Genomic DNA, 23,483 nt, shown 5'->3' with positions numbered 1-23,483 from the left:
GTTCTGTTTACATAGTATTTGTGAATATTACTTGGAAACTAAAGCACTAATGCCCGCTTATATGTGGCATGATACAGCAAAGCTTTCCGTTGGTTAATTAAGGTAGTTCAACAAAGCATATGGATAATATTCAATTCTATAATCAAAATTCTGAAACTCTTTTTCAAGATTATACTTCGGTTAATTTTGAAGATGTTCATGCCTGTTGGAAGCCATTTTGGCCATGTTCGGGGGATAAGGTTTTAGATGTTGGCGCTGGAGTTGGACGTGATTCTAAGTGGTTTTCTGAGCAAGGCTGCTCTGTCATCGCACTTGAGCCTGCAAAATCAATGCGTGAACTAGGTCAAAACTATACCGGAAAGCAGGTTCAATGGCTCGATGATGTACTTCCTGAATTAAGCCGTGTTCAAGCGTTAGGTATGCGCTTTGATGTTATTTTAGTGAGTGCGGTATGGATGCATATCGCACCATCATATAGAGCTCGTGCTTTTCGAAAACTTTCTAATTTATTAGCTCCTAATGGTTGCTTAGTCATTAGCTTACGACATGGTGGCTTTTCTGATGGAAGGGAAGGATATTCTTGTTCTTCTGATGAGTTAGCTCAATTTGCAAAAGATGCTTGCTTACATACTCGCTTAGTTACTGAGATTGAATCTGATGCTTTAAAACGTGGTGCTATTCAATGGCAAACGGTTGTGATGAGCTTACCTGATGATGGTTCAGGCGATCTTAATAAAGTTCGTCACATTATTGTTAATGATAGTAAAAGTTCGACTTATAAATTAGCGTTACTTCGTGTACTACTTCGTATTGCAGATGCTCACTCAGGCTGCGTTATGGATCGAACGGATGGAGAAGTATCGATACCACTAGGTTTAGTCGCTCTTTATTGGATTAAGGCTTATAAACGATTAATTGATGTTGGTAATATTCAACAAAATAGTAATACCAAAAAAGGTTTAGCGTTTATAACGGCAGATGGTTGGGAGCAGTTAAAGCATTTATCTGCGGATGATCTGGCTATTGGTGCTGTATTTTATAACGAAGAAGCGGAAGCATTACAAAAAGCGATTCAAGCTGCGATTAAAACCATGAAAGATGGACCGATTAAATTTATTTATTCGGGTACTTTAAAAGAAAATAATAAAGAGTTTTCAACATTAGCACCATCGAAGAGACGTAAAATGGAATCAAGTATTGTTCTTGATCCGACGTTCTTTGAAAGTTTTGGCTCGTTTGTTTTAAAGCAAAATCTTTGGGAGTGTTTTCGCCTTTATTATTCTTGGATTGAACCATTAGTTGTTAATCAGTGGATATCTGAAATGCAGCGTTTTGAAGCTAATAGAGAAAACAATATAACGCTACAAACGTATCATGACTGTTTAATGTGGTTAGATAAAAAGCATGATACTCATAGAGTTCGCTCGAAAATAGAAGCCTTACAAGCTGATGGATATTCGATTAGGTGCGTTTGGGGACAAACAAAACTTAAGCGAGAATATCATGTTGATCATTGCTTACCTTTTGCGTATTGGCCAAATAATGATCATTGGAATCTATTACCTTCGAGTCAGTCATTAAATTTAAAGAAAAGTGATAAAGTGCCTTCACGAGATAGACTTGAGAAATCAAAATCAACTATTTTGGATTGGTGGCAATTAGCATGGCAAACACCAAGTGAGCAGAAACGCTTTTTTAATGAAGCAACGCTATCCTTACCAAATATTCCGCAACAATGTAGAGATTTTGAAGAAGTATTCGATGCAATGGGATTTCAAATCAAAGGCGTCCAAAGTCGCTTATTAATTAATGAGTGGTGATCTTTTTCACCATTCCCATCATTCCCATCATTTCAGTCTTTTCTTGCTAATTGTCACCGGTGTTTTTACCGTTAGTCTTAATTCGCCATTGACGCATTCACGGGTGGGAATGGCGTGTCTATCTATATCGCCTTTTAAGGTGTGAGCCAAATCTTCCATAAAGTGATTACAGTGAAAGTGCCAAGAGTGGCTCCAGTTGCCTATGGATTTATTTTCTTCTGGCTCTGTAAGCAGTTTCCAGTGATCGCCGCAGTGCACGTTAACAAGGTTTGAGGGTGCATCGCTAGGTAACCCAACACGTCCACAACGAGGGAATAACCCAGCTCGCTTAATATTAGAGATTTTTAATGCGCTATCATAAGGGCTTTGGTAGTTGGTAATTCGGCTCGATTGAGCAAACATAGGGGCAGATTTACTGTCACATTGGATTAATGATTTTTGCGCAATATCCCCACCAATAAAGCAGATTTGACTCACGTTCCAGTGAATTCGCTGCAAAGTTCGATTTTTACTTGCTTGATAAAATGCCTCTCTAATCACATAAGCCCCTGTTGAGTGGCCTAGTAAATGAATATCGATGTCGCACTGGTTTTCTTTCTCATGCAGTTGGTTTATCGCTAATGGGGTTATGCCACCTGTCACCAATTGAATAGCGCTTTTGTAGGCGTCCATTCTGTCTTCTAAGTAATTTAATGTGTAGTTCGCACAAGGCCAATCAAAACTCACTACTGTTCCTGTATACCCATGTTGTTTTAGCTGTTTCTCAAGCAGTTTATGGCGTGAAACGATTTCTTCTTGGGTGTTGTTATAGCCATGAGCAAAAAACAGGATATTGCCGGTTTTATATTGGGCTAGGGGATGAGTCTCTGGGTGGCGTCCCGTTGTGGCTTGGTTGGTTAATGCGGTTACCCATGCATCTTGTGGCAGTTGATGTTGGCTTAAATTAGGGCTCGTTGCTTCATCTGGCAGCATTAGATAATGAGCTTCACCTGGTTCATTGGTGTGCTTTTCATTTGGAAAAAATCCGATGCGCTTGCGAGTGCTTAATATGAAGATCATTTCATGTCCCTGAGATGCATTAATCGTAAGCTATAAGGATAGGATGAATGAATAATTTGAGAAGTGAAAAGATACTGAGTTGCGGATGAGAGCTAAGTGATTATGTAAAGATATGTACAGATGTATCGATTTTAAGACCCTTACTGATACTTGTGTTTATTATCATATATATCAATAGGTTAATTTTATTCTCAGTTTGTGAATCTGGTGCATATGTTTGTATTGAATAGTTTCATTTTGTCATAAAAAAAGCTCATAATAGATTTATAAAAATAAAAGAGTAGTACAACTCAAAAACACTCACAAAAATAAAAATGCAAATATATGCATTGTGAGGCTAGGCGACATTGGCTTACATAACACAGGGTAACAGTATGTTCTATATAAGTGATCAAAGTTCATTTATGACGTTTATGGAAATTTTAATCTCGATTCTTATCGTCGTGATAATTCCAATGGCTTTTCATACGTTGGGGATCTTAAGAAGAAAAGAGTAATCCAATTTCCGTTATCATGGGGTAGAATGCATTTTTCGAATGCGTTGTTGGATGCCCCATGGTTAATTACTCTCTTATTGATGTTCCTTTTAATCTAAGACATACATGCTGGTTTTGTGGCGAGCCTTCGTATGATCTTCTCTCTTTTCCTAGTTCTTCACGTCAAGTTCATCATATATTCCATCAACCAATTGAACTACCAGCATGTAAAGAGTGTTTGTCTTTTTCATCCTCTGGTGTGTCTGAATCTATTTGGTCTTATCGAGATAAAGTAAAACACGCATTAATGAATAAATACGCCAAGCATTTGGGTATTGGTTTGCAATGGACAAAAGAAGAGCTTGAAGAGGCTGAGTTTCATGGCGCAGTACTTGAAGGTTTTGGAAAAAGTGCATGGCAAATGTATGAAATAGCAAAAGCACGAGTTGATTATGTCGGTTGGGAGCTGTGTGTTGATGGATCTCCACTAGAAGGAGATGAGAGTTATGGGTTTGAGTTTAACGGTGTGCGTTATTTAAGTGTTCAAGCGTGTATTGATCACCATGTTAAAGCTTTATCATTAGATAAAATATTACTAGAAACACTAGTTGAACTTGTTGGTTCTGAGCGATTTGCTTATGGATTACGTATTGCTGAGTTAAATCGTGATATCAGTAATAAAGAGCGAAATGCCATTATTGATGAGATCCAAAAACAAGAGCAAGACAGAGTCGATATTCTAGAAGAGTCTCAACTTGATAATAATGATGTTACTTTTCCATTAGTTTCTATTGTTATGCCTGAAGCCACCGTTCAGCCTGAGGCGATAGAGTGGGCGATTGAACACCAATGTGCAGATTTAGAAACCTTGATGCATATGGAAGATGCTTTTTTTGGTGCGTTTGAACATTTAGGTGGGCCAACGGCTTTTGCATTATTTGATGGATTACAGTGGTATTTAACGGCAAGACAAGATCCTAAATGGCGTGAAGAAAAGGATCCAAATGATGAGTTTTGGAACGAGTAAAGCCGCTTAGAAATGGAATCTTAAAATAAAAGCCTTGGTGACATAAGTGTTCACCAAGGCTTTTTTATTATTGATAGTAATAGGTTACGCCCAGAAAATAGCGGCGAATCCAGTTAAAATAACGATACAGACAAGGTTTAAGTAAATACCTACTCGCATCATTTCAGATTGTTTAATATGACCAGAGCCAAAGACAATGGCATTAGGTGGGGTTGCAACTGGCAGCATGAAGGCACAAGAAGCTGAGATAGCTATCATGGCTGAAAGCACAACCGGTGAGATACCAAGAGCTTCAGCAACACTTGCAAATACAGGAATAAGCAGAGCAGCACTTGCTGTGTTACTTGCAAACTCAGTTAAGAACACCACAAAAGCCGCTACGGTTAAGATGGTGAATAGTATGCCAGCTTGGGAAAGAATATCACTCAGGCTATGCGCTAAGAAGGTACTGGTTCCGGTTGCTTTTAGGATGTTACTTAAACAGATACCACCACCAAACAATAGCAGTACGCCCCAGTCTGTGGTTTTTTCAATGTCTTTCCACTGCACGACTCGCGCAAATCCAACCAGAATGATCGCCATTAATGCTACTAGAGTATCGAATTTTGAGAATCCGCCTAGCATGGCATTAATTGGTTTGCTGAAAATCCATAAGGTAACCGTAAGGGCAAAAATCATGAGAGTAACGACTTTGCCTTTATCCCATGCAATTGGTTCTCGATTTAACTCAAACACTTCATTTAAGTTGGGTTTTAGCATGAAGTATAAAAGTGCTACTGTAGTTGGCAGTAGAACCAAAGTAATTGGTACACCAAAAGCCATCCATTCAGTAAAGCTCAGACCAACTTCTGCCGCTGCAATGGCGTTAGGTGGGCTACCAACGATAGTTGAGATCCCGCCAATGCTGGCACAGTAAGCAATACCCAGTAAAACGAACACATAAGTATTGTGGCCTGATTTGGAATTTACTTTGTTTAATACACCTAAGACTAGAGGAAGCATCATGGCTGTGGTGGCCGTGTTACTTATCCACATTGATAGCCCTGCTGTTACCCCAAATAGCATGTAAATAGCGGTGCTCATTTTGCCATTTGCTAAGACCAATACTTTATCTGCAATGGCTTTGTCTAACTCTTGTCTGTGAAGTGCGGCAGCCAGAGCAAAACCACCAAGAAAAAGGAAAATAATCGGGTTTGCGAAGTTACTGAGTGCCTTTCCTGTATCAAAAATGCCAAAACCAATGGCAAACATAGGAACTAAAAGGGCGGTGATACTAACGTGCATGGCTTCGGTGAGCCATAAAATAGCAACAAACGCTAAGATACTTAATCCAAGCACAACGTCTCTTTCAAATGGGAGGAAATTATAGAGCAGGATAAACAGAATGATATCTGCAACGATAATAAGACTGTTTTTATTCAAGAACCATTCCCTGGTATTTGTGGGTAACGGTAGGTTTTCATTTTTGAGCATGATGAACTCCATTCTAACGATGAATTTTCAGACCAACTTTCTATCAATATGTTTTGATATCACTTGTTATTGTTACAGAATATTAACCGTAGTAAATGGAAGGTTATGAGGAGTGTCGTTTAGATCGTTTATATAATGTTGTAACTCTATTTAAGATCACGTTTTAAACAGAAATTGCACTTTAAATGTTACTCTTGTGTTAACTGTTATTTGTAGGGGGATAGCAACTTAAAATAGTATTGAAATGAGAGGGTTTGTTGGTTTTTTTTTATTTATAATGAGTTAGGGTTTGATTCTCGGTATTGATGTAATGTGAGGTAAGTATGAACAGGCTTACTATCTTAAGTAAGCCTGAGTATGAATCATGAATTTATTGTTGCGGTGGAGTGCCTTCTGCGTTTGAGACTACTGCATCGATTTGAATGAGAGCATTCATAGAAATATCAGATACACCAATAACGGTTCTTGCTGGAAGTTCGCTATTAAAAAATGAGGTGTAGATTTCATTTACCGTGGTTATATCTGAGATATCTTTAAGTTGAATGTTCACTTTTACAATATCGTCCATTTCATGGTTAATGCTTTCTACAATGGCTTTAATATTGTTTAAACATTGTTCTGTTTGTTCTGCAATCGTATTTACTTCAACCTTATTAGATTGAGGATTGATCGGTAACTGTGCTGAAATATGGTTGTAATGCGAGAAAGCAACGGTTTGTGTTGATAATGCATTGAGTGGAGCATTGTTTGTGTTATTTGCTTTAATAACAATGCCGTGGCGATCTTCAATGGCTTGTGGTGGCGTACCATCACCATGTGATACGACAACATCTATTTGAACTAGAGCTCCCATTGGTAGATCGGCGGCAATAACCGTTGTTCTTGCTGGGACGTAGGCGTGTGTTCTTGCGATGGCTGAATCGGGGAAGAACGTAGTATACGCTTTGTTTATCGCATCAATATCTGAGGCATTTTTGTGGAAAATATTAACTTTAACGATGTCATCAAAAGGTACATCAATGCTTTCTAAAATTGCTTTGATGTTTTTTAAGCATTGAGTGGTTTGTTCTGTTACATCGCCTGTGATTAATTGATTGGTTACTGGGTCGATAGGCAGTTGCGCTGAAATATTGTTGTAGTGAGAAAAAGCAACGGTTTGTGTCGACACTTCGTTCGTTGGGGCATTGTTTGTATTTCTTGCCATTTTGAGCAGTGCACACGGTGCTTGTGGGTACGTTCCTTCACCATTTGAGATAAGTGCATCCATCTGTACTAATGCGTTATCCATTGGTAAATCAGCGACAGCAACAACGGTTCGAGTAGGAAATTCATTTTGGAAGAAATCAGCATAAATGCTATCTATAGCGTTAGTATCTTCGATATTTTTTACAAAAACAGTAATTTTAATGATGTCTTCTTTTACGTGATCAATGCTTTTTACAATCGATTCAATGTTTTTTAAACACTGCAATGCTTGTTCTTTTACTTCATTAGAGATCAACTTGCCTGTCTTTGGCTCTATAGGTAATTGAGCCGAAATATTATTGTAATGAGAGAAGGCGACAGATTGTGTTGATTCTGCATTAATTGGGGCATTTTCAGTGTTTCTTGATAATTTAATTATACGATTACTCATGTGATATTTCCTTTGTGAAATTAATTATTTGAGTTGGTGGGTAATCTCAATTAAAAAAGAGCGTAATGTAAAAATATGACCAATATAAGGCTATAAGGTAATTTATTGCTGATTATGAATATATCTACATATATAAGTGATTTATATTTGAAGTTACATTCATTTATGTTTATATGGGATTGAATTATCAGTTTATTTAATGGGTGGTTTATATTTTATTGGATTTTAATCTTATTTATCAGTATCTTATATTCTTTGTTGTTTGGTTTGAAATCTATTAAAAGAAATTAATTACTAGTTCTAGTGGTTTAGGGCTAAATTAATTTACGTTACTTTTTTATGAATATAATGTTGAAAGTGAAATCTATCGTAATCAATATTTATTTCTACTGACCATGAATATATTAGCATCTAAAAATAACGCCACCTCATAATGAAGTGGCGTTGCTATTCATAATATAATGAATGTTACATTTGCTCTGTAAATGTACGGCTAATTACGTCTTGTTGTTGTTCACGAGTTAGTGAGTTAAAGCGTACAGCATGCCTGATACTCGAATGGTTAATTGTGGGTATTTTTCTGGATGTTCAACAGCATCTAGCAATGTATCACGGTTTAATACGTTAACATTTAGATGTTGACCACCTTCAATTCCCTCATTTACGCTTGCGGCTTCGTGGTGGAAGTAACCATCCATAAGTGCTGCAAGGTTTTGTTTTTGTGCATCTTCATCTTTACCAAGTGCATTTGGTACGATAGAGAAAGTATAAGAAATACCATCTTTAGCGTAAGCAAATGGCAGTTTTGATACGGATGTTAGCGACGCTACTGCTCCATTTTCATCTCGTCCATGCATTGGGTTTGCACCCGGACCAAAAGGCATACCTGCACGACGACCATCGGGGTGTTACCTGTTTTCTTACCGTATTCAACTGGAAGCGGTACTTGGTGTGTACGAAATGAATAGAATTGAGCTGCTTCGTGATCTGTATTTATGGGCGTACGAGCGTCCAACAAAAGAATACCTAGCCGTAAAACAAGAGCTAGTAAAGCCAGATCAACAACGCTTGCAATATCGAGCAAAGATAAAGGAGATTGTTAAACAAGTCATACTGACGCCTGAATCTTAACCCCTTGATATTATTGAATCGTTTATTATCAATGAAGAAGACACGGATAAGCAAAACATTATCGCTCTTGCATTAGAAGAGCTAAGACGAATTCACGAGGGAGTAACTATATAAGTTCTTGGAGGCCAATGCCTAATCGTATTTAGCATTAGTAGGCCTATTCAACCTGAATTTAGTAGTCTACAAATTTTAACGTTAAGATGATTGTGTTTTCCTAAGATTTAAAAACAACCCCCATTGTCCCCACTTTAATTATCTATCGATCCTGCGTTCATTTTATCCGATACATACATTGATAATGTCATCGTAAAGCTCAGAAGGTAAGCGGCTTAACTCAATTTTCAACCCACGGTTATCACTACTTTTTACAACTTTTGCATACGTATTTTTATCATCAAAATCGGCTAGTGTTGTCGTATTCCAGGTAACTTTATCTGTCGGCTTTTTAAGTTTGGCTTCCATTATTTATCTTGTTGATTAATTGTTTGGTTGTATTTGCTTTACGAATGGTTTTTGTTGTGGTTATTTGCTTGGCGGTTGGAATGCTAAGGTCTCTTTTATTTCTTTATTTACAATAAGTTACAAAAAATAATAATGTGTGATTTGAATTCCATTTTAATGCAGTAAAAATCGTTTTTATAAATTCTTTCCATTACATTTCAGCGCCTGCCCAATCATGTCAAATTATCAAAAATAGGCGACCAAACTTATTGAAAGACTGTGCAGAACAAAAAACATAATAATAACTGTATTAAAGGTAAAGTAATGAACAAAAGCTCAACAAAAACGCTGATTGCGTTATCTATGATGGCGGTAAGCTCAGGCGTATCGGCACATGGTTATGTATCTGAAACTAATGATGGTATTGCTGGCTCTCGCGCAGCGCTGTGTAAATTCCCAACATCAGATACTCAAGAAAAAAACCGCGACTGTGGTGCTGTTCAATGGGAACCACAAAGTGTTGAAGGCCCTGAAGGTTTCCCTGAGAAAGGTCCTGCTGATGGTCAAATCGCAGGTGCTGGTCTGGTTCAATTTTCTGAATTAAACGAACAAACAGCTGATCGTTGGGTTAAACGTCCAATTACTGCTGGTGCACAAACGTTTGAATGGACGTTTACAGCAAACCACGTAACAAGAACGTGGAAGTACTACATGACGAAACAGAACTGGAATCCAAATGCGGTATTAACGCGTGATTCATTTGATCTGACTCCGTTCTGTGAACTTGAATACAACATGGAAAAACCGCCTCTATACCCAAATACGTTCTCACACGAATGTATTGTTCCTGAGCGTGAAGGCTACCAAGTTATTCTTGCTGTTTGGGATGTGGGTGATACTGCAGCTGCATTCTATAATGTAATTGACGTTAAGTTTGACGGTAATGGTGGTGTGGTTGATCCAACTTGGTCTCAAGGTGGTCAAATTAATCCAACTCGTGATTTAAACGTGGGTGATCGTGTATTTACTCGTGTGTTTGATGCATCTGGCGAAAACGCTTCTCTTTCTACTGAATTAGTGATTGAGAATGAAACACAAGGCCAAGCAAATAACTGGACACATGCGTTAGCAACAAAGATCAATAAAGAGCAGCAAAATATTGGTGCTGGTCAACTAAATGATAAGAGTGAATTTTCACCTCAATACGGTGCTAACCCTGTTTATCTGAAAGCGGGAAGTGGTTTAAAGAGCGTTGAAATTGGCTACGATCTAGAGGTTGTTGAGCCTGTATATAACTTAGATATTGAAGGTTTGGCGTCTGAATACACAATTGGTGATTCAGCGACTGAATTAGATTTAAGTCTATATGCAACAGGTGACATGAATGTTGAGCTAACGGTTTATAACCACGGTAAAGAAGCGCTAGCAAACACGAATGTAACGTTAAAAGATGGCGATGCAAAATCAGTAGTAATGGCACTATCTAAGTCTGAGAAAGGTCATCACATGTTGGTTTCTCGTATCAAAAACATGGATGGCGAGCTAATCAAACAAGAGATGTCTGATTTCCACTTAGTTGAAGAAGCGGTAACGCCTCCATCATCAGGTGACTTTGACTTTGTATTCCCAGAAGGTGTGAAGGGCTATAAAGCAGGTACGAAAGTATTAGCAGAAGATGGCAATGTTTACCAATGTAAAGAATTTCCATACTCTGGTTACTGTGTGCAATGGACTGAAACAGCAACTAACTTTGCACCAGGTGTAGGCTCTGATTGGTCTATGGCTTGGGATAAAGTAAACTAATATTGTTTATTAGATTATAGCGATAAAAATAATAAGAGAGCCTTCAATATATAATTTGAAGGCTCTTTTTATTTATAGATTATATATAATTTATAAGATTATCTTATTTATAAATTAAATACCTTGATCATCCATTGAGAACGTAAATTTAGCTTCATCATCCCAAGTTGCTGGCAAGTCTAATTTAACCACAGGTTTTATTAAACCATACATATTATAGAAATCTTGCTGGTAAGATCTCGCTTCATTTAATCCTTCTTGACCTGTTATATCAATATAAAAGAAAGCTTGAACTGGAGTTTGACGGCCTAAGCTTTTATCCCATGTTTTAATACGAATTTCGTTTTGCTTGTTATTCGTTTGACCACTCACATCACGCATTGCTTGCAGCCCTTGATAAAAGTTAGATGCGACAAATTCTGTGGCATTAGGGTAGTAATATTGAATGTTAAAACCACATTGATGATGATCGCGGTTATCACCATTACTTGATGTTGAATTGTAGTGATTTACCCATTGACCTTCCGAATAAATACCTTGTGCATTACACTCACCGCTGTTTGATTGGTACGAGCTATGAGCGCCACAACCAGCATCATCACGTCGGTTTGTATCTGCATCCACAGGGAAAAAGCAAAGATATTCAAGGTCTAAGGCACTACCAACTAACTCAAACGTTGGATAAATGGTAAAGCCACTTTTGTATCCATAAGCAAGGCGTGAGAACTTAGCATCAGTACGAAGGTATGAGAAAGAAACACCGCCGCTTTTTTCTGATGATGGGCTCGGCTCCCATACATGGTAATTACCCGGTTGAGTACCTCGTAATGTGACCCCACTACATAGATAAGAAGAACGATGCGAAGCGCCGCAATTGGCTCTTGTATCGTAATAATTCTCCATTAAGTTCTTAACCACTTTATTACCTAATTCAGGCGTAACAACAGAATAACCAGGCGGGTTTGTTGGTGGTTGGGGTGGTGGTGGCTTAGCAAAAGCAAAGGCATTGGCACTGCTTATAATGAGAAAAACGCTTAATACCAACTTAGACATAATTCATTCCTTTTAATAATTATATAAATAAAAATTGATTGTTTTTAATAATCGAAATGAATCTTAAATTGTTATTTGAGCATAAACTATGTGTAAAAAAACGTTATATTTAATTTTTTTGACCTAGTCTGCTAAGAATATAAATTAAAAGTAAAAATAAATTTTGTGAAATAAACAAACTAAAATTAATGTCTTGATAATATAAATGTACTGAATATGGAATTAATTCAACTAAGTAATGAATTACGGTTATTTATTGAGTCGAATCAAAAGAGAGGTACAATAGCACTACGATAATGGTGTTGATATAACATAAAATGAATAAATTAAAGTACCTTCAGGGCTACCCTGAACATATTTTGGCGCAAGTTGCTCCAATGATTGAGAATGGAAAATTAGCAGAATGGGTAAAAAATAAGTACCCAACCATGCATGATATTACGTCAGAAAAAGCGCTGTTCGAGTACACTCAAGCATTGAAAAATAAATACATAAAGAAATCATCACCATTAAGTAAAGTGGTGTATGACCCTAAGATCCATGTTGTAAATAACGCATTAGGTTTGCATACGTTTGTTTCACGTATTCACGGAAATAAGTTGAAAGCCAAAAATGAAATTCGGATTTCAAGTGTATTTAGAAAAGCACCAGAGCCGTTACTGCGAATGTTAGTGGTGCATGAGTTGGCTCACATTAAAGAGAAAGAGCATAATAAAGCGTTTTATGCTCTCTGTTGTCATATGGAGCCGGAATATCACCAGTTAGAGTTTGATGCTCGTTTGTATCTAACTTATTTAGAAACGGTGTGATTTTTTAATCTCTAAACTTGATATTTAGCGAGGGTCGATCTCGTTATCTTTGCGCTCGGTTTCACATTCATAAGAAGCCATTTCAAATTCTCTGCAAATCCATGGACGGTTTTCATAGATGGTGCACATCAAGGTGTCGCGATCCACTGCGGCACACCAGCCATCATCTAATCTTTTCATTATTTCACCACCCCATTGATCTTTCTCAATGAGTTCTTTTGGTACACCCGTATCTGTGATGAGCATGACTTCTAAGCGGCAACAGCATGCACGGCAATTAGAACAGGTAATGTTAGAAGGACTATGTGTGTCAGAAGGTAGCTCTACGATATTAATACTCACTGGTGCTCCAGTTAATGTGTTTTTTGTTAATATTCACAGGGTACGCGCTACTTTCTAGAAAGTCTCGATAATTTATTTAAAAAATAGAATGTCTTGATATGCTAAGTCGTGATCTGGGTCAATGAGGTTTTGCGTAGGGTAGAACCTTAAATGTAGTTCAATTGACAATATTAGTGATAGTCTTTTTTTGAAAAAAAATCACAAATATTACTTAGCTCACATTCTCGAATGAATAGGTTTAACATCGGTAATCTCCTTTGCTAAACATACACCTGAAAGGTATGGATTTAGGAGGTTATTATTATGTCTATTAATTCAATTGATCACGGTGAAATCACCGATATGAAAGGCAAGTACGAAGTAAGTGATGAAGTGGTAACAAATATTACAGAGTGTCAAAGAAAAGCAGCGGCACGTCGTCGTATTGAAGCGATGCGTGAGATTAGAGAAAGCGGACTTACGCTTGAAGAAGCAAAAGAATTAGGTCTTATCCATTAGTTTTTGATTTCTACCTTCATACCTTTAAATACTTATAGATGCGCCAGAACCGGCGCATTCTTGTTTTTAACAACCGCTCGTTTCAAGTTTACTGCTTGATACAGAATCAGATTGATTTGCTTGATTATACATAAAGTAACAATCTGCGTTTTTAATGTTCTCAGCTGAATCTGCAAATCCGATATACAGTTTCTGTTGACCATCCACTTCTTGAATAGAAACAAGTAGATTATCTTCAGGCTTTATCAGTCTAATTACTGAGTTGTTATCAAGTGGGTTATCACTTGCAATTTGGTTAGCATGCTCAACAGAAGTTTTAATGTTACTTAATACTCTTTGTTTTGCCTTACTTTCAATGTTTGAGAAGAAAGGCTTAGCTGCAAAACCCAGTGCACCTAAAATCATGACTGCAACGATCAACTCTTTTGGGTGGATTTTTTTATTACTTTTCATTTTGAGTTACTCACTGAACCATACACTTCATGGTGTGCCGTTTTGACTATTCAACGGACTATTTTCACGAAGGAGCTTAATACAAGCTCTCATTTCTAAATTGTATTTCATAGAAACAAAAGCGAATCGATCTATTCTATAGTAATAATTGATAATTAACATATTAGCAATGTAGCACTTTTGAGAAAAAATGGGTGCAATATCAAATTAATTTAGAGAATGCCTTCATTAGTGGGATGTTCACTAAATGATAGAAGTGAAATACATCCATTAAATCTATGATTTTTAAAGTTAGAATGCGGTGTCATTTTTTATTGCTAGAAAATTTGGTGCCGAAGCATTAGAATTTGGGCGTGATTAATTAAATGAGCTTGTTATGAATAACCTTTCGCTATTACCTCCAGAAGAAAAAAATAAAATCGAACTCGATAAACAAGCTGCGTTCTTTGTTTGGAAGGTAAAAAATGCAAAAGCAGGTCCAGAACTTTGGACGATAGAAGCAGAGAAGCTAGAAGATGAGACCGAGCGTCTGTTTTTTCAGCAATCTATCGAAAAATATAAAACAAAAATGGGCGTAGCGTAAGGTTCCTTGATCTTTACTAGCGTACCCCTTAAGTATTTTGGTAGAATCCTGCCCATAATTTTAAGTCAACAAACATAAGAGAGAATCCCGATGGGAAGAAGTTTTGAAGTGCGCAAGGCCTCAATGGCTAAAACACAGGGCGCAAAAATCAAAGTTTATTCTAAATACGGTAAAGAAATTTACATGTGTGCTAAGAATGGCGGTGCAGATCCAGACATGAACTTGTCTCTAAGACACCTTATTTCAAAAGCGAAAAAGGACCAAGTTCCTGCACACGTAATTGACAAAGCCCTTGATAAAGCAACTGGCGGCGGTGGTGAAGATTACCAACACGCACGCTACGAAGGCTTTGCACCAGGCGGCGCAAGCGTAATCGTTGACTGTCTAACTGACAATGGTAACCGTACTTTCCAAGACGTTCGCCAATGTTTCGTTAAAACTGGTGCTAAAATTGGTAGCCCAGGCACAAGTGCTCACATGTTCGATCACCAAGCTGTATTCCAGTTTAAAGGCGACGACGAAGAAGCAGTACTTGAAGCACTAATGATGCAAGATGCTGACGTTACTGATATTGAACTTGAAGATGGCGTAATCACAGTATTTGCTCCAAACACTGAGTTCTTTAAAGTAAAAACTGCTTTAGCTGCAGAATACCCAGACTTAGTTCTAGATGTTGAAGAGATCACTTTTGTTCCTCAAAACCACACACCAGTAACTGGTGAAGATGCTGAGAAATTCCAAAAATTCTTAGACATGCTAGACGATTGTGATGATGTTCAACAGGTTTATCACAACGCAGAATTAGAAGACTAATCAGTCCTTTAATTTTCAAAATGATAAAAGCCGAGCCTATGTTGCTCGGCTTTTTCTTTTTAATAATGGCTTTAGGATTGAGTAATCTCGAACTTACTGTATCCTACAGCGCTCGCAGTTTTGCGCATAATATTTATATAGAGATAATGATTGTATGGGTTTTACCTCTCTGGGCTTATCTGCCCCTATTTTAAAAGCTGTAGAAGAACAAGGTTATAGCACGCCTTCACCAATTCAATTACAAGCAATTCCAGCAGTAATTGAAGGCAAGGATGTTATGGCTGCTGCACAGACAGGGACAGGTAAAACAGCAGGCTTCACATTACCTCTATTAGAGCGTTTATCGAACGGCCCAAAGCGTAAGTTTAATCAAGTTCGTGCGTTAGTATTAACGCCTACACGTGAGTTAGCTGCGCAAGTACACGAAAGTGTTGAGAAGTATAGTAAGAACCTACCGCTTACTTCTGATGTTGTTTTTGGTGGCGTAAAAGTAAATCCACAAATGCAACGTTTGCGTCGTGGTGTGGATGTTTTGGTAGCAACACCAGGTCGTTTACTGGATCTTGCTAATCAAAATGCGATTAAGTTTGATCAATTAGAAATTCTTGTTCTGGATGAAGCTGACCGTATGTTAGACATGGGCTTTATTCATGACATTAAAAAAATCTTAGCTAAGCTTCCTAAAAACCGTCAAAACTTGCTTTTTTCTGCAACGTTTTCAGATGAGATCCGTCAATTAGCAAAAGGGCTAGTGAAAGATCCTGTTGAGATTTCAGTCGCTAAACGTAACACAACGGCTGAAACAGTAGAGCAATCAGTTTATGTAATGGATAAAGGCCGTAAACCTAAAGTGCTTACTAAACTGATTAAAGACAATGATTGGAAGCAAGTTTTAGTCTTTAGTAAAACCAAACATGGTGCAAACCGCCTTGCTAAAACGCTAGAAGAGAAGGGCGTAAGTGCGGCGGCCATTCATGGAAATAAGAGCCAAGGTGCGCGTACTAAAGCGTTAGCAAACTTTAAGAGTGGTCAAGTACGAGTACTTGTAGCGACGGATATTGCAGCGCGTGGTTTGGATATCGAGCAACTGCCTCAAGTGATTAACGTTGATTTACCAAAAGTACCTGAAGATTATGTTCACCGTATTGGTCGTACTGGTCGTGCTGGTGCAACGGGTAAAGCCATTTCTTTTGTGAGCGAAGATGAAGCGAAAGAATTGTTTGCTATTGAGCGTTTAATTCAAAAAGTATTGCCTCGTCATGTGTTAGAAGGTTTTGAGCCAGTAAATAAAGTACCAGAATCAAAACTGGATACTCGCCCGATTAAACCGAAAAAACCTAAGAAGCCAAAAGCACCAAGAGTTGAACATAAAGATGGTCAGCGTTCAGGTGAAAATCGTAATGGCAATAAACAAGGTGCAAAACAAGGTCAAAAGCCAGCGGCTAAACGTGCTCCTATAAATAATCCATCTTCTAAGAAAGAGGGTACGGGTTCGGATAAGAAAAAACGTCCATTTTCTGGTAAACCTAAAACGAAAGGAACTGGCGAAAATCGCGGTAATGGCAGTAACTTTGGTAAATCAAAATCTACTCCAAAATCGGATGTAAAACCACGTCGTCAAGGTCCACGACCAGCACGCAAACCAAAAGCAGACTGATCTTTTTTTGCTTATGTAAAAAAGTAATAAAACCGGCCATTTTCGCCGGTTTTTTTATAAGCTATATATCTCCTTACTTGAGACGGTATTAGTTGTTAGATGCTGGTTGTCTTGGATGTGAGATGGTGACTTTTTATTGATACACTTATCAAAAGTCTTATGAAACCATGTGTATGTTAATAAACTTGGTGTACCTTTGTGGGTATAAATTAGTCAAGTGAATGCTTTGAGGAATAATGAGGATAAAAAATATCGTTGCTGTTGGGTCTTTGCTACTGTTAAGTATCGCAATGACCTGTGCTATTTTTTATGTGACAAAGAGCTATAACAAACAAAGTCGATTGATTGAGAACGAGTTAAAGTTTAATGCGAATTATGTGTCTTCTTGGATTCAGACGGCTTTTTACCATTCCAATAATGTATTACATGAGCTCTCTGATTCATTAACAGAAGAGGACTTTGCTTCCCTGCCTTTTGATGAGGTTCATGATGAAGAGTATGGAGAGTTATTTGAAATTCATTATCAAACATTGATGAATGCTGTTCATGTCTTTGCTGTCGATAAAGATTGTGTTTTATTAAATACTAAGACAATTGGTGGTGTTGATCTTTCTTCTAGAGAGTACTGCCAAAAATTAAAGAAAAGCGATCAAGAAATAAACTCGGTTATTACTACTCCTTTTAAAGACATTTTAAACCGAAATGTGATTTCTCAAAGTGTAACGGTTAATGATAAGTACGGAAATTTTGCAGGAATTGTAGGTATCATTACGGATTTTTCTTTTTTTTCTAAAGCGTTAAGAAGTGTAAATTTAACGAATATTAGTTCTATTTCAGTATTGAGCAGTGATTTCACGGTATTGGCTTCTACGGTTCCTAAATTTTTGCCAATAGGTAAAAAATTAAACTTTGAGTATATTCCTAAGAAAGAAATTAAAGGGTTAAAATATAATCAAGAGATCATGTTTGAATCGCATGAGAAATATGATGGTTCTTATCAGGGAGTTTTTGTAAAAAAAGTATCTGATCTCCCATTTATTATATTAGTCACCAAAGCCAAATCTCATTGGGTTACGCCTCTCTATATTGCAATTTCTACCGTTTTTGCTTTATTACTTATATTTGCCATTTTCCTTGTTAAAAACGCTTATTATTTTGGAAAACTCAGTAGTGAAGCTGAGCATTACTCTAAACTTGCCTTGTTTGATGATTTGACAGGGTCATGTAATCGACGTTGCTTTGAAGCGAAAGTGTTAGGCTTTATTCAAAACTATCACTCTAAAAACCAGACATTTTCTGTTGCACTGTTTGATATTGATTATTTTAAACAAATAAATGATACCTATGGTCATGAAGTTGGTGATGAGGTGTTGCGTTTATTTAGTCGTGCTTGTGAAAATATCTGTGACACTGATGATCATTTTGCTCGTTTAGGTGGCGATGAGTTTGTCATGTTGTTAAGTAATAAAAGCAGGGATGAGGCGGACGTGATACTTAATGAACTGCTTTGTTCAATACGCAATATAGAAATAAGAATTAATGGTCAATTGGTACAACTAACGAGCAGCATCGGTGTAAGTGAAATGCATGATGATGTTTTCGATGCCTGCAAACTATTAAGCCGTGCCGATGAAGCGCTTTATGAAGCAAAGCGTTTAGGGCGAAACCAAGTTTTTATATCAGTTTAATATTTCCTCCCCCCATTAAATCCAGTGAGTTATCTTGCTGGATTTTTCATTAGAAAAACTAATCCAAAATCCACAAAAAATCTCTTGTGAAATATAAGGTAATTTGATTGCCAGTTTCTCTTATACGCCTTATCATCTCGCGCCATAAGGTTAGAGGATAATTCAACTTTTATTCCTAACCTTTCTTTTATTAATTATCACACCTTATTATTTTTTATTAATTATCACACCTTATTATTTTTTATTAATAATTACTGTTTTTGTGGAGAGCAGTCATGCAAAAGTCGTATTCACTTGCGACGTTCAGTTTTTTGATCGTTATTTTAGTTGCTGTTGGTCAAATGAGCCAAACTATGTATGTGCCATCAATTGGTTACATGGCAAGTGAATTCAAGGTAAGTCCTGCCTCTTTACAGGCGGTAATGGCGGTGTATCTGATCCCTTATGGCTTATCACAATTTTTCTATGGCCCGATTTCTGATCGTGTTGGTCGTCGTATTGTGATTTTATCTGGCTTAGCATTATATATTGCCGGCACATTAGTTGCGTTATTTGCTCATGATTATGCGCTGTTTTTAGCTGGCTGTTTTGTTCAGGGTTTAGGTATTGGTGCAGCAGGTGTAATGTGCCGTACAGTTCCACGTGATTGCTATTCTGGTGATGAACTACATAGAACCAATAGTATTATCAGTATGTGTATGATGTTTTCACCACTTTTGGCTCCAGTGTTAGGTGGTTACTTAACTGAAGCATTTGGTTGGCGTTCAAGCTACTTATTTTTAGCTCTGTTTAGTATCGCGGTTATGATCATTATGGTGACTTCAATGAAGGAAACCCTTCCTTTAGAAGTTCGTCGTAAAGATGCGGTTTGGAAAAGCTATCGCCATGTTTTATCTGAGCACCGCTTCCAAGGCTATCTAATTTGTCTTGTTGCCACTTTTGCTGGTGTTGCTGTTTTTGAAGCTGCTGCCGGTGTATTGCTCGGTGGTAAATTAAAATTGCCAGCAACAACGGTAAGTATTTTGTTTATTCTGCCTATTCCCGGTTATTTAGCGGGTGCAGCGCTATCAAGTGTTATTGCTAAGCATTGGTCTGAGAAGAAGTCACTTGATGTTGGCCTAGTTTCAATTGTGTTGGGCGCTGCAATTGTATTAATTCCGGGTTTAATGGGATTAACCACAGCATTAACATTGATTGGTGGTGCGGTGTTGTATTTCTTGGGGGCGGGCATTTTGTTTCCAGCAGCAACAACAGGTGCTTTATCACCATTTCCATACCATGCAGGTACAGCTGGTGCCTTATTAGGTGGTATGCAAAACTTGGGTGCTGGTTTAGCAACTATGGTGGCGTCGTTCATTCCTGCTGATAGCCAAATGCCAGTAGGCTTGATTATGTTCTTAATGGCGTTACTTGCGGTATATGGTTTGCGTAAAGTGCATTCAATTCCGCCATCAAGCGAAATGCCATTAGCGGTCTAACTGGATTGGTATTTTTTGAAAAGAAAGGCCGAGTAGATAATCTCTACTCGGCCTTTTTATTTATAGTGATATGGTCACTACTTGATATGAATCGGGGTTTAGCCACGCATACGGCTTACGCGGAAGCTACGGCCTTTCATTTTGCCACTTTCTAGTTTCTTAAGCGCTGCTTTTGCAACGGTATTATGAACAGCAACATAAGCATGGAAATCAAATACGTTGATCTTACCAACCATCTTGCCTTCGATACCGTCTTTACCAGTAAGTGCACCTAAGATATCACCCGGACGTAGTTTGTTTTTCTTACCACCGTCAATCCATAGAGTTACCATCTCAGCGTAGTAAGCAGGCTCTTTTAGGTAATCAGCACTTGGTAGGGCTTCATCACGAATATCAATGTTCATGTACTCTTCGATTTGAGCAATGTTGTGCATCTCTTTTTCATTGAAAAGGCTTAGAGCAATACCTTTATTACCAGCACGGCCTGTACGACCGATACGGTGAACGTGTACTTCAGGATCACGAGATAATTCAAAGTTAACAACAGCATCAAGAGATTCGATATCTAAACCACGTGCAGCAACGTCGGTTGCAACAAGAATCGACGTACTCTTATTTGCAAAACGTACTAGCGCTTTATCACGGTCACGTTGTTCTAAATCACCGTGAAGTGCGGTTACGCTGAAATCGTAATGGCGAAGTTCATCTGCCACTTCTTGGGTTACACGTTTTGTATTACAGAAGATAACCGTTGATTCAGGCTGATGCTTAAGTAATAGAATTTGCAGTGCTTCTAGACGATCTTCAAAATCACCCACTTTAAAGAAGTGCTGATTAATAGAAGTATTTTCAACGGTTTCTTCCGCTTTCGTCATGATTGGATCGTTCATGATGCGATCAGCAATGGATTTGATCTGCGGTGGGAAAGTCGCACTAAATAGAAGATTTTGACGTTTAACTGGAGCGTGATCTAATACCGCATCAATTGCATCTTGGAAGCCCATTTCTAACATACGGTCAGCTTCATCAAGAACAAATGTATTTAGGTTATCTAAGTTTAGGTAACCTTTACGAAGATGTTCTTCAACACGACCAGGAGTACCAACGATAATGTGAGCACCGTGTTCTAATGAACCAATTTGTGGGCCAAAAGGAACGCCGCCACATAAAGTGAGTACTTTAATGTTATGAATTGCACGAGCAAGTTTACGAATTTCTTTTGCTACTTGATCAGCCAGTTCACGTGTTGGGCATAAAACCAAAGATTGAACACGAAAGCGTTTTACATTTAGGTTAGCTAATAAACCTAAACCAAATGCCGCTGTTTTACCTGAGCCCGTTTTTCCTTGGGCAATAACATCTTTCCCTTTTAGCATGAAAGGTAAGCTTTGTGCTTGGATTGGTGTCATTTCGTTATAACCTAGTGTTTCTAGGTTTTGTAAAAGTGACGGATGCAGATCTAATGATGAGAAAGATGTTTGACTCAAGGTAATTTCCTTTAAACAAGTAGTGACAAAGTGATAATTGTCCAATGGATGGCAGAGTAAAGATAAGAGGCTAAAAAAGCAAGGGAGATCACAGTTTTTCTGTATATAAAAGCATCACCATTTAGATGGTGTAGGAGGTATTAAGGTATTAGCGTAAATAAAGGCATAAAATAGTGTAAAAAAGTGACCTACTTATAAATTTTACAAATTTACATCTTATGTTATATTTCGGCGTCAAATAATTATAATAAGCGTCAAATAAGGGTCAGATGAAAAATAAAAGTGCTTTTTTTTATAGCTCAATGGCGATTGGGGTCTTACTTTTCCTTTTATCTTTATTTTATCTTTTCACTTCTTATCAAACGGATAGCTCTCGTGTTGTTGAACGCTTAAAGTTTAATGCGAGCTTTGTTGAGCTATGGTTAATTAAGTCTTTTTCAGATTCTGATGCGGTGCTAAATGATATGGCTCGTGATTTAGCTGAATCAGGACCAACTCGTATCGAAGACGATCTTGTTAAGCATCAAAATGAACAATTTTATTTAAAAGAAAAAGAAGATGCCTTGCCTAATGCAACACTTGCATTTGTGGTTGATGACACTTGTGTATTAACTCACAGTGAAACGCTTCGTAATATTAATCTTTCTGAACGTGAATATTGTAAATCTCTTATTAATCAAAAGACTAAAGACAGTGTTGTCACTTTGCCTTTTATCGATCTAGCTGGGCGAAATGTTGTGGTTCATGGAAAAAAGATCATTGATGATGAAGGGAAGCTAAAAGGTATCGTATGTCTTTCGACTAATTTAAGCTTTTTTAATATAACGTTAAGTCAGCTTCAGCTTCCATCTTCAATGGGTATCGCGATTTTAAGTACCAATATGAAGCTTCTTTCTGCAATACCTAAAGGTAATTTACCTTTAGGGAAAGGCATTGATTTATCGTCTGTGGATCCTAGTATTTTAGAGAAATTTTATCATGATAATGAAGTGATTATGTCTTCTGATATTTATGATAATGGGACACTTGATACGATCTATGCTCGTAAGATTAAAGGCCTACCCTTTATTGTGGTGGTAACGAAAGAGCAAGATTATTGGCAAACAAAACTATCTCTTTCATTAATGGCTGTGATTGGCTGCTTTGCGGTTATTATCGGTTTATTGTTATTTAATCTTAATTATTTAAAGAAAACACGCGCACAAAAAGATAAATATTCAGAGTTGGCTTATAACGATTACCTTACTGGTGTAAATAATCGTCGAGCCTTCGAGAAACAGGCGAACAAAGTATTTAAAACGTATCAAAACGATAAACAAGTTTTCTCGTTGATCATGTGTGATATTGATAATTTTAAAGAATATAACGATAAATTTGGACATGATGTTGGTGACCAAATGATCACAGCATTTTCTGAGGCGTGTTCAGCACAAATTAATCAAGATGATATTGTAGCTCGACTGGGTGGCGATGAGTTTATTGTTCTTCTTCATAATAAAGATAAAGAGCAGGCCATGATGATTGCTGAAAGTCTACAAAATGTGATTAGAGATCTTTCTGTTTTGGTTGATGGTCAAGAATTATCAATGACATGCAGTATGGGTGTTACAACAGTAAATGAAGCAACAACGAGCCTTCATGAGTTATTAAATATTGCAGATACTCAACTTTATAAAGCAAAAGAATTTGGGCGTAATTGTGTTAAATGTGAATTGTAATTGATAATTATTTGCATTTATCCTGTTTGATGATTATT

20 protein-coding genes and 1 pseudogene are annotated in these 23,483 nt (G+C 37.5%); 12 read left to right on the top strand and 9 right to left on the bottom strand.

Annotated elements, in window-relative coordinates:
* Positions 1-119 precede the first annotated feature (119 nt).
* Positions 120-1,820, top strand: a complete 1,701-nt coding sequence (locus GNP81_RS02525) for a class I SAM-dependent methyltransferase (RefSeq protein WP_155674110.1) — start codon at positions 120-122, stop codon at positions 1,818-1,820.
* Positions 1,821-1,847: 27 nt separating this feature from the next.
* Here the strand turns inward: GNP81_RS02525 and GNP81_RS02520 are convergent, their stop codons facing one another.
* Positions 1,848-2,879, bottom strand: a complete 1,032-nt coding sequence (locus GNP81_RS02520; protein ID WP_155674109.1) for an alpha/beta hydrolase — start codon at positions 2,877-2,879, stop codon at positions 1,848-1,850.
* Positions 2,880-3,434: 555 nt separating this feature from the next.
* Between GNP81_RS02520 and GNP81_RS02515 the strand changes: the two genes are divergently transcribed.
* Positions 3,435-4,382, top strand: coding sequence for a hypothetical protein (locus GNP81_RS02515; RefSeq protein ID WP_155674108.1), 948 nt, complete (start codon positions 3,435-3,437; stop codon positions 4,380-4,382).
* 84 nt (positions 4,383-4,466) lie between these two features.
* Here the strand turns inward: GNP81_RS02515 and GNP81_RS02510 are convergent, their stop codons facing one another.
* From GNP81_RS02510 to GNP81_RS02500, 3 genes and pseudogenes are all read right to left on the bottom strand, one after another.
* Positions 4,467-5,855, bottom strand: a complete 1,389-nt coding sequence (locus GNP81_RS02510) for an SLC13 family permease (protein WP_155674107.1) — start codon at positions 5,853-5,855, stop codon at positions 4,467-4,469.
* A gap of 370 nt (positions 5,856-6,225) precedes the next feature.
* Positions 6,226-7,491, bottom strand: a complete 1,266-nt coding sequence (locus GNP81_RS02505) for a RidA family protein (protein ID WP_155674106.1) — start codon at positions 7,489-7,491, stop codon at positions 6,226-6,228.
* Between the two features lie 468 nt (positions 7,492-7,959).
* Positions 7,960-8,425, bottom strand: a pseudogene (locus GNP81_RS02500) (glycine radical domain-containing protein); the annotation flags it as partial.
* A gap of 26 nt (positions 8,426-8,451) precedes the next feature.
* Here GNP81_RS02500 and GNP81_RS19360 point away from each other — a divergent pair.
* Positions 8,452-8,622, top strand: a complete 171-nt coding sequence (locus tag GNP81_RS19360; RefSeq protein WP_236798260.1) for a hypothetical protein — start codon at positions 8,452-8,454, stop codon at positions 8,620-8,622.
* 276 nt (positions 8,623-8,898) lie between these two features.
* Here the strand turns inward: GNP81_RS19360 and GNP81_RS02490 are convergent, their stop codons facing one another.
* A complete protein-coding gene (locus GNP81_RS02490) occupies positions 8,899-9,084 on the bottom strand; it encodes a ParB family protein (RefSeq protein ID WP_155674105.1) in 186 nt (61 codons plus the stop codon).
* 303 nt (positions 9,085-9,387) lie between these two features.
* Here GNP81_RS02490 and gbpA point away from each other — a divergent pair, with 303 nt between their 5' ends.
* Positions 9,388-10,866: an N-acetylglucosamine-binding protein GbpA gene (gene gbpA / locus GNP81_RS02485; protein ID WP_155674104.1), complete on the top strand. Its 1,479-nt coding sequence runs from the start codon at positions 9,388-9,390 to the stop codon at positions 10,864-10,866.
* Positions 10,867-10,980: 114 nt separating this feature from the next.
* Here the strand turns inward: gbpA and GNP81_RS02480 are convergent, their stop codons facing one another.
* Positions 10,981-11,919 (bottom strand): halovibrin HvnB, encoded by a 939-nt coding sequence (locus GNP81_RS02480; RefSeq protein ID WP_155651841.1) that lies wholly within the window; start codon positions 11,917-11,919, stop codon positions 10,981-10,983.
* 317 nt (positions 11,920-12,236) lie between these two features.
* Between GNP81_RS02480 and GNP81_RS02475 the strand changes: the two genes are divergently transcribed.
* Complete coding sequence (locus GNP81_RS02475; protein WP_005421957.1) at positions 12,237-12,728, top strand: M48 metallopeptidase family protein; 492 nt, start codon at positions 12,237-12,239, stop codon at positions 12,726-12,728.
* A 24-nt stretch (positions 12,729-12,752) separates the two neighbouring features.
* Here the strand turns inward: GNP81_RS02475 and GNP81_RS02470 are convergent, their stop codons facing one another.
* Positions 12,753-13,070, bottom strand: coding sequence for a YkgJ family cysteine cluster protein (locus GNP81_RS02470; RefSeq protein ID WP_336495460.1), 318 nt, complete (start codon positions 13,068-13,070; stop codon positions 12,753-12,755).
* A gap of 303 nt (positions 13,071-13,373) precedes the next feature.
* Between GNP81_RS02470 and GNP81_RS02465 the strand changes: the two genes are divergently transcribed.
* A complete protein-coding gene (locus tag GNP81_RS02465) occupies positions 13,374-13,568 on the top strand; it encodes a PA3496 family putative envelope integrity protein (RefSeq protein ID WP_155650836.1) in 195 nt (64 codons plus the stop codon).
* Between the two features lie 66 nt (positions 13,569-13,634).
* On the opposite strand, the gene GNP81_RS02460 is transcribed toward GNP81_RS02465, so the two are convergent.
* Entirely contained in the window at positions 13,635-14,021 is a 387-nt protein-coding gene (locus GNP81_RS02460) for a pilus assembly protein PilA (protein WP_155674103.1), read from the bottom strand.
* 376 nt (positions 14,022-14,397) lie between these two features.
* Here GNP81_RS02460 and GNP81_RS02455 point away from each other — a divergent pair, with 376 nt between their 5' ends.
* The 5 genes from GNP81_RS02455 to emrD all read left to right on the top strand — a co-directional run bounded on the left by GNP81_RS02455 (position 14,398) and on the right by emrD (position 20,240).
* Positions 14,398-14,604 (top strand): DUF3283 family protein, encoded by a 207-nt coding sequence (locus tag GNP81_RS02455; RefSeq protein ID WP_012535376.1) that lies wholly within the window; start codon positions 14,398-14,400, stop codon positions 14,602-14,604.
* Between the two features lie 90 nt (positions 14,605-14,694).
* Complete coding sequence (locus GNP81_RS02450; protein WP_017019338.1) at positions 14,695-15,417, top strand: YebC/PmpR family DNA-binding transcriptional regulator; 723 nt, start codon at positions 14,695-14,697, stop codon at positions 15,415-15,417.
* Positions 15,418-15,571: 154 nt separating this feature from the next.
* Complete coding sequence (locus tag GNP81_RS02445; RefSeq protein ID WP_155674102.1) at positions 15,572-17,074, top strand: DEAD/DEAH box helicase; 1,503 nt, start codon at positions 15,572-15,574, stop codon at positions 17,072-17,074.
* Between the two features lie 236 nt (positions 17,075-17,310).
* Positions 17,311-18,762 (top strand): sensor domain-containing diguanylate cyclase, encoded by a 1,452-nt coding sequence (locus GNP81_RS02440; RefSeq protein WP_155670397.1) that lies wholly within the window; start codon positions 17,311-17,313, stop codon positions 18,760-18,762.
* 275 nt (positions 18,763-19,037) lie between these two features.
* Positions 19,038-20,240 (top strand): multidrug efflux MFS transporter EmrD, encoded by a 1,203-nt coding sequence (gene emrD, locus GNP81_RS02435; protein WP_155674101.1) that lies wholly within the window; start codon positions 19,038-19,040, stop codon positions 20,238-20,240.
* A 98-nt stretch (positions 20,241-20,338) separates the two neighbouring features.
* Here the strand turns inward: emrD and dbpA are convergent, their stop codons facing one another.
* The gene (gene dbpA / locus GNP81_RS02430) at positions 20,339-21,727 is read right to left on the bottom strand and encodes an ATP-dependent RNA helicase DbpA (RefSeq protein WP_012535236.1); all 1,389 of its coding nucleotides are present in this window, start codon (positions 21,725-21,727) and stop codon (positions 20,339-20,341) included.
* A gap of 269 nt (positions 21,728-21,996) precedes the next feature.
* Between dbpA and GNP81_RS02425 the strand changes: the two genes are divergently transcribed.
* Positions 21,997-23,445, top strand: a complete 1,449-nt coding sequence (locus GNP81_RS02425) for a sensor domain-containing diguanylate cyclase (RefSeq protein WP_155670403.1) — start codon at positions 21,997-21,999, stop codon at positions 23,443-23,445.
* Positions 23,446-23,483: the final 38 nt, after the last annotated feature.

The organism is Aliivibrio fischeri, assembly GCF_009727955.1.
Classification (GTDB): domain Bacteria; phylum Pseudomonadota; class Gammaproteobacteria; order Enterobacterales; family Vibrionaceae; genus Aliivibrio; species Aliivibrio fischeri_A.
This window is presented reverse-complemented; position numbering and strand designations above follow the sequence as displayed.

Coding starts and splice junctions, on each gene's coding strand:
- GNP81_RS02525 (WP_155674110.1), top strand. CDS start 120: ATGGATAATATTCAATTCTATAATCAAAATTCTGAAACTCTTTTTCAA.
- GNP81_RS02520 (WP_155674109.1), bottom strand. CDS start 2,879: ATGATCTTCATATTAAGCACTCGCAAGCGCATCGGATTTTTTCCAAAT.
- GNP81_RS02515 (WP_155674108.1), top strand. CDS start 3,435: ATGGTTAATTACTCTCTTATTGATGTTCCTTTTAATCTAAGACATACA.
- GNP81_RS02510 (WP_155674107.1), bottom strand. CDS start 5,855: ATGCTCAAAAATGAAAACCTACCGTTACCCACAAATACCAGGGAATGG.
- GNP81_RS02505 (WP_155674106.1), bottom strand. CDS start 7,491: ATGAGTAATCGTATAATTAAATTATCAAGAAACACTGAAAATGCCCCA.
- GNP81_RS19360 (WP_236798260.1), top strand. CDS start 8,452: ATGAATAGAATTGAGCTGCTTCGTGATCTGTATTTATGGGCGTACGAG.
- GNP81_RS02490 (WP_155674105.1), bottom strand. CDS start 9,084: ATGGAAGCCAAACTTAAAAAGCCGACAGATAAAGTTACCTGGAATACG.
- gbpA (WP_155674104.1), top strand. CDS start 9,388: ATGAACAAAAGCTCAACAAAAACGCTGATTGCGTTATCTATGATGGCG.
- GNP81_RS02480 (WP_155651841.1), bottom strand. CDS start 11,919: ATGTCTAAGTTGGTATTAAGCGTTTTTCTCATTATAAGCAGTGCCAAT.
- GNP81_RS02475 (WP_005421957.1), top strand. CDS start 12,237: ATGAATAAATTAAAGTACCTTCAGGGCTACCCTGAACATATTTTGGCG.
- GNP81_RS02465 (WP_155650836.1), top strand. CDS start 13,374: ATGTCTATTAATTCAATTGATCACGGTGAAATCACCGATATGAAAGGC.
- GNP81_RS02460 (WP_155674103.1), bottom strand. CDS start 14,021: ATGAAAAGTAATAAAAAAATCCACCCAAAAGAGTTGATCGTTGCAGTC.
- GNP81_RS02455 (WP_012535376.1), top strand. CDS start 14,398: ATGAATAACCTTTCGCTATTACCTCCAGAAGAAAAAAATAAAATCGAA.
- GNP81_RS02450 (WP_017019338.1), top strand. CDS start 14,695: ATGGGAAGAAGTTTTGAAGTGCGCAAGGCCTCAATGGCTAAAACACAG.
- GNP81_RS02445 (WP_155674102.1), top strand. CDS start 15,572: ATGGGTTTTACCTCTCTGGGCTTATCTGCCCCTATTTTAAAAGCTGTA.
- GNP81_RS02440 (WP_155670397.1), top strand. CDS start 17,311: ATGAGGATAAAAAATATCGTTGCTGTTGGGTCTTTGCTACTGTTAAGT.
- emrD (WP_155674101.1), top strand. CDS start 19,038: ATGCAAAAGTCGTATTCACTTGCGACGTTCAGTTTTTTGATCGTTATT.
- GNP81_RS02425 (WP_155670403.1), top strand. CDS start 21,997: ATGAAAAATAAAAGTGCTTTTTTTTATAGCTCAATGGCGATTGGGGTC.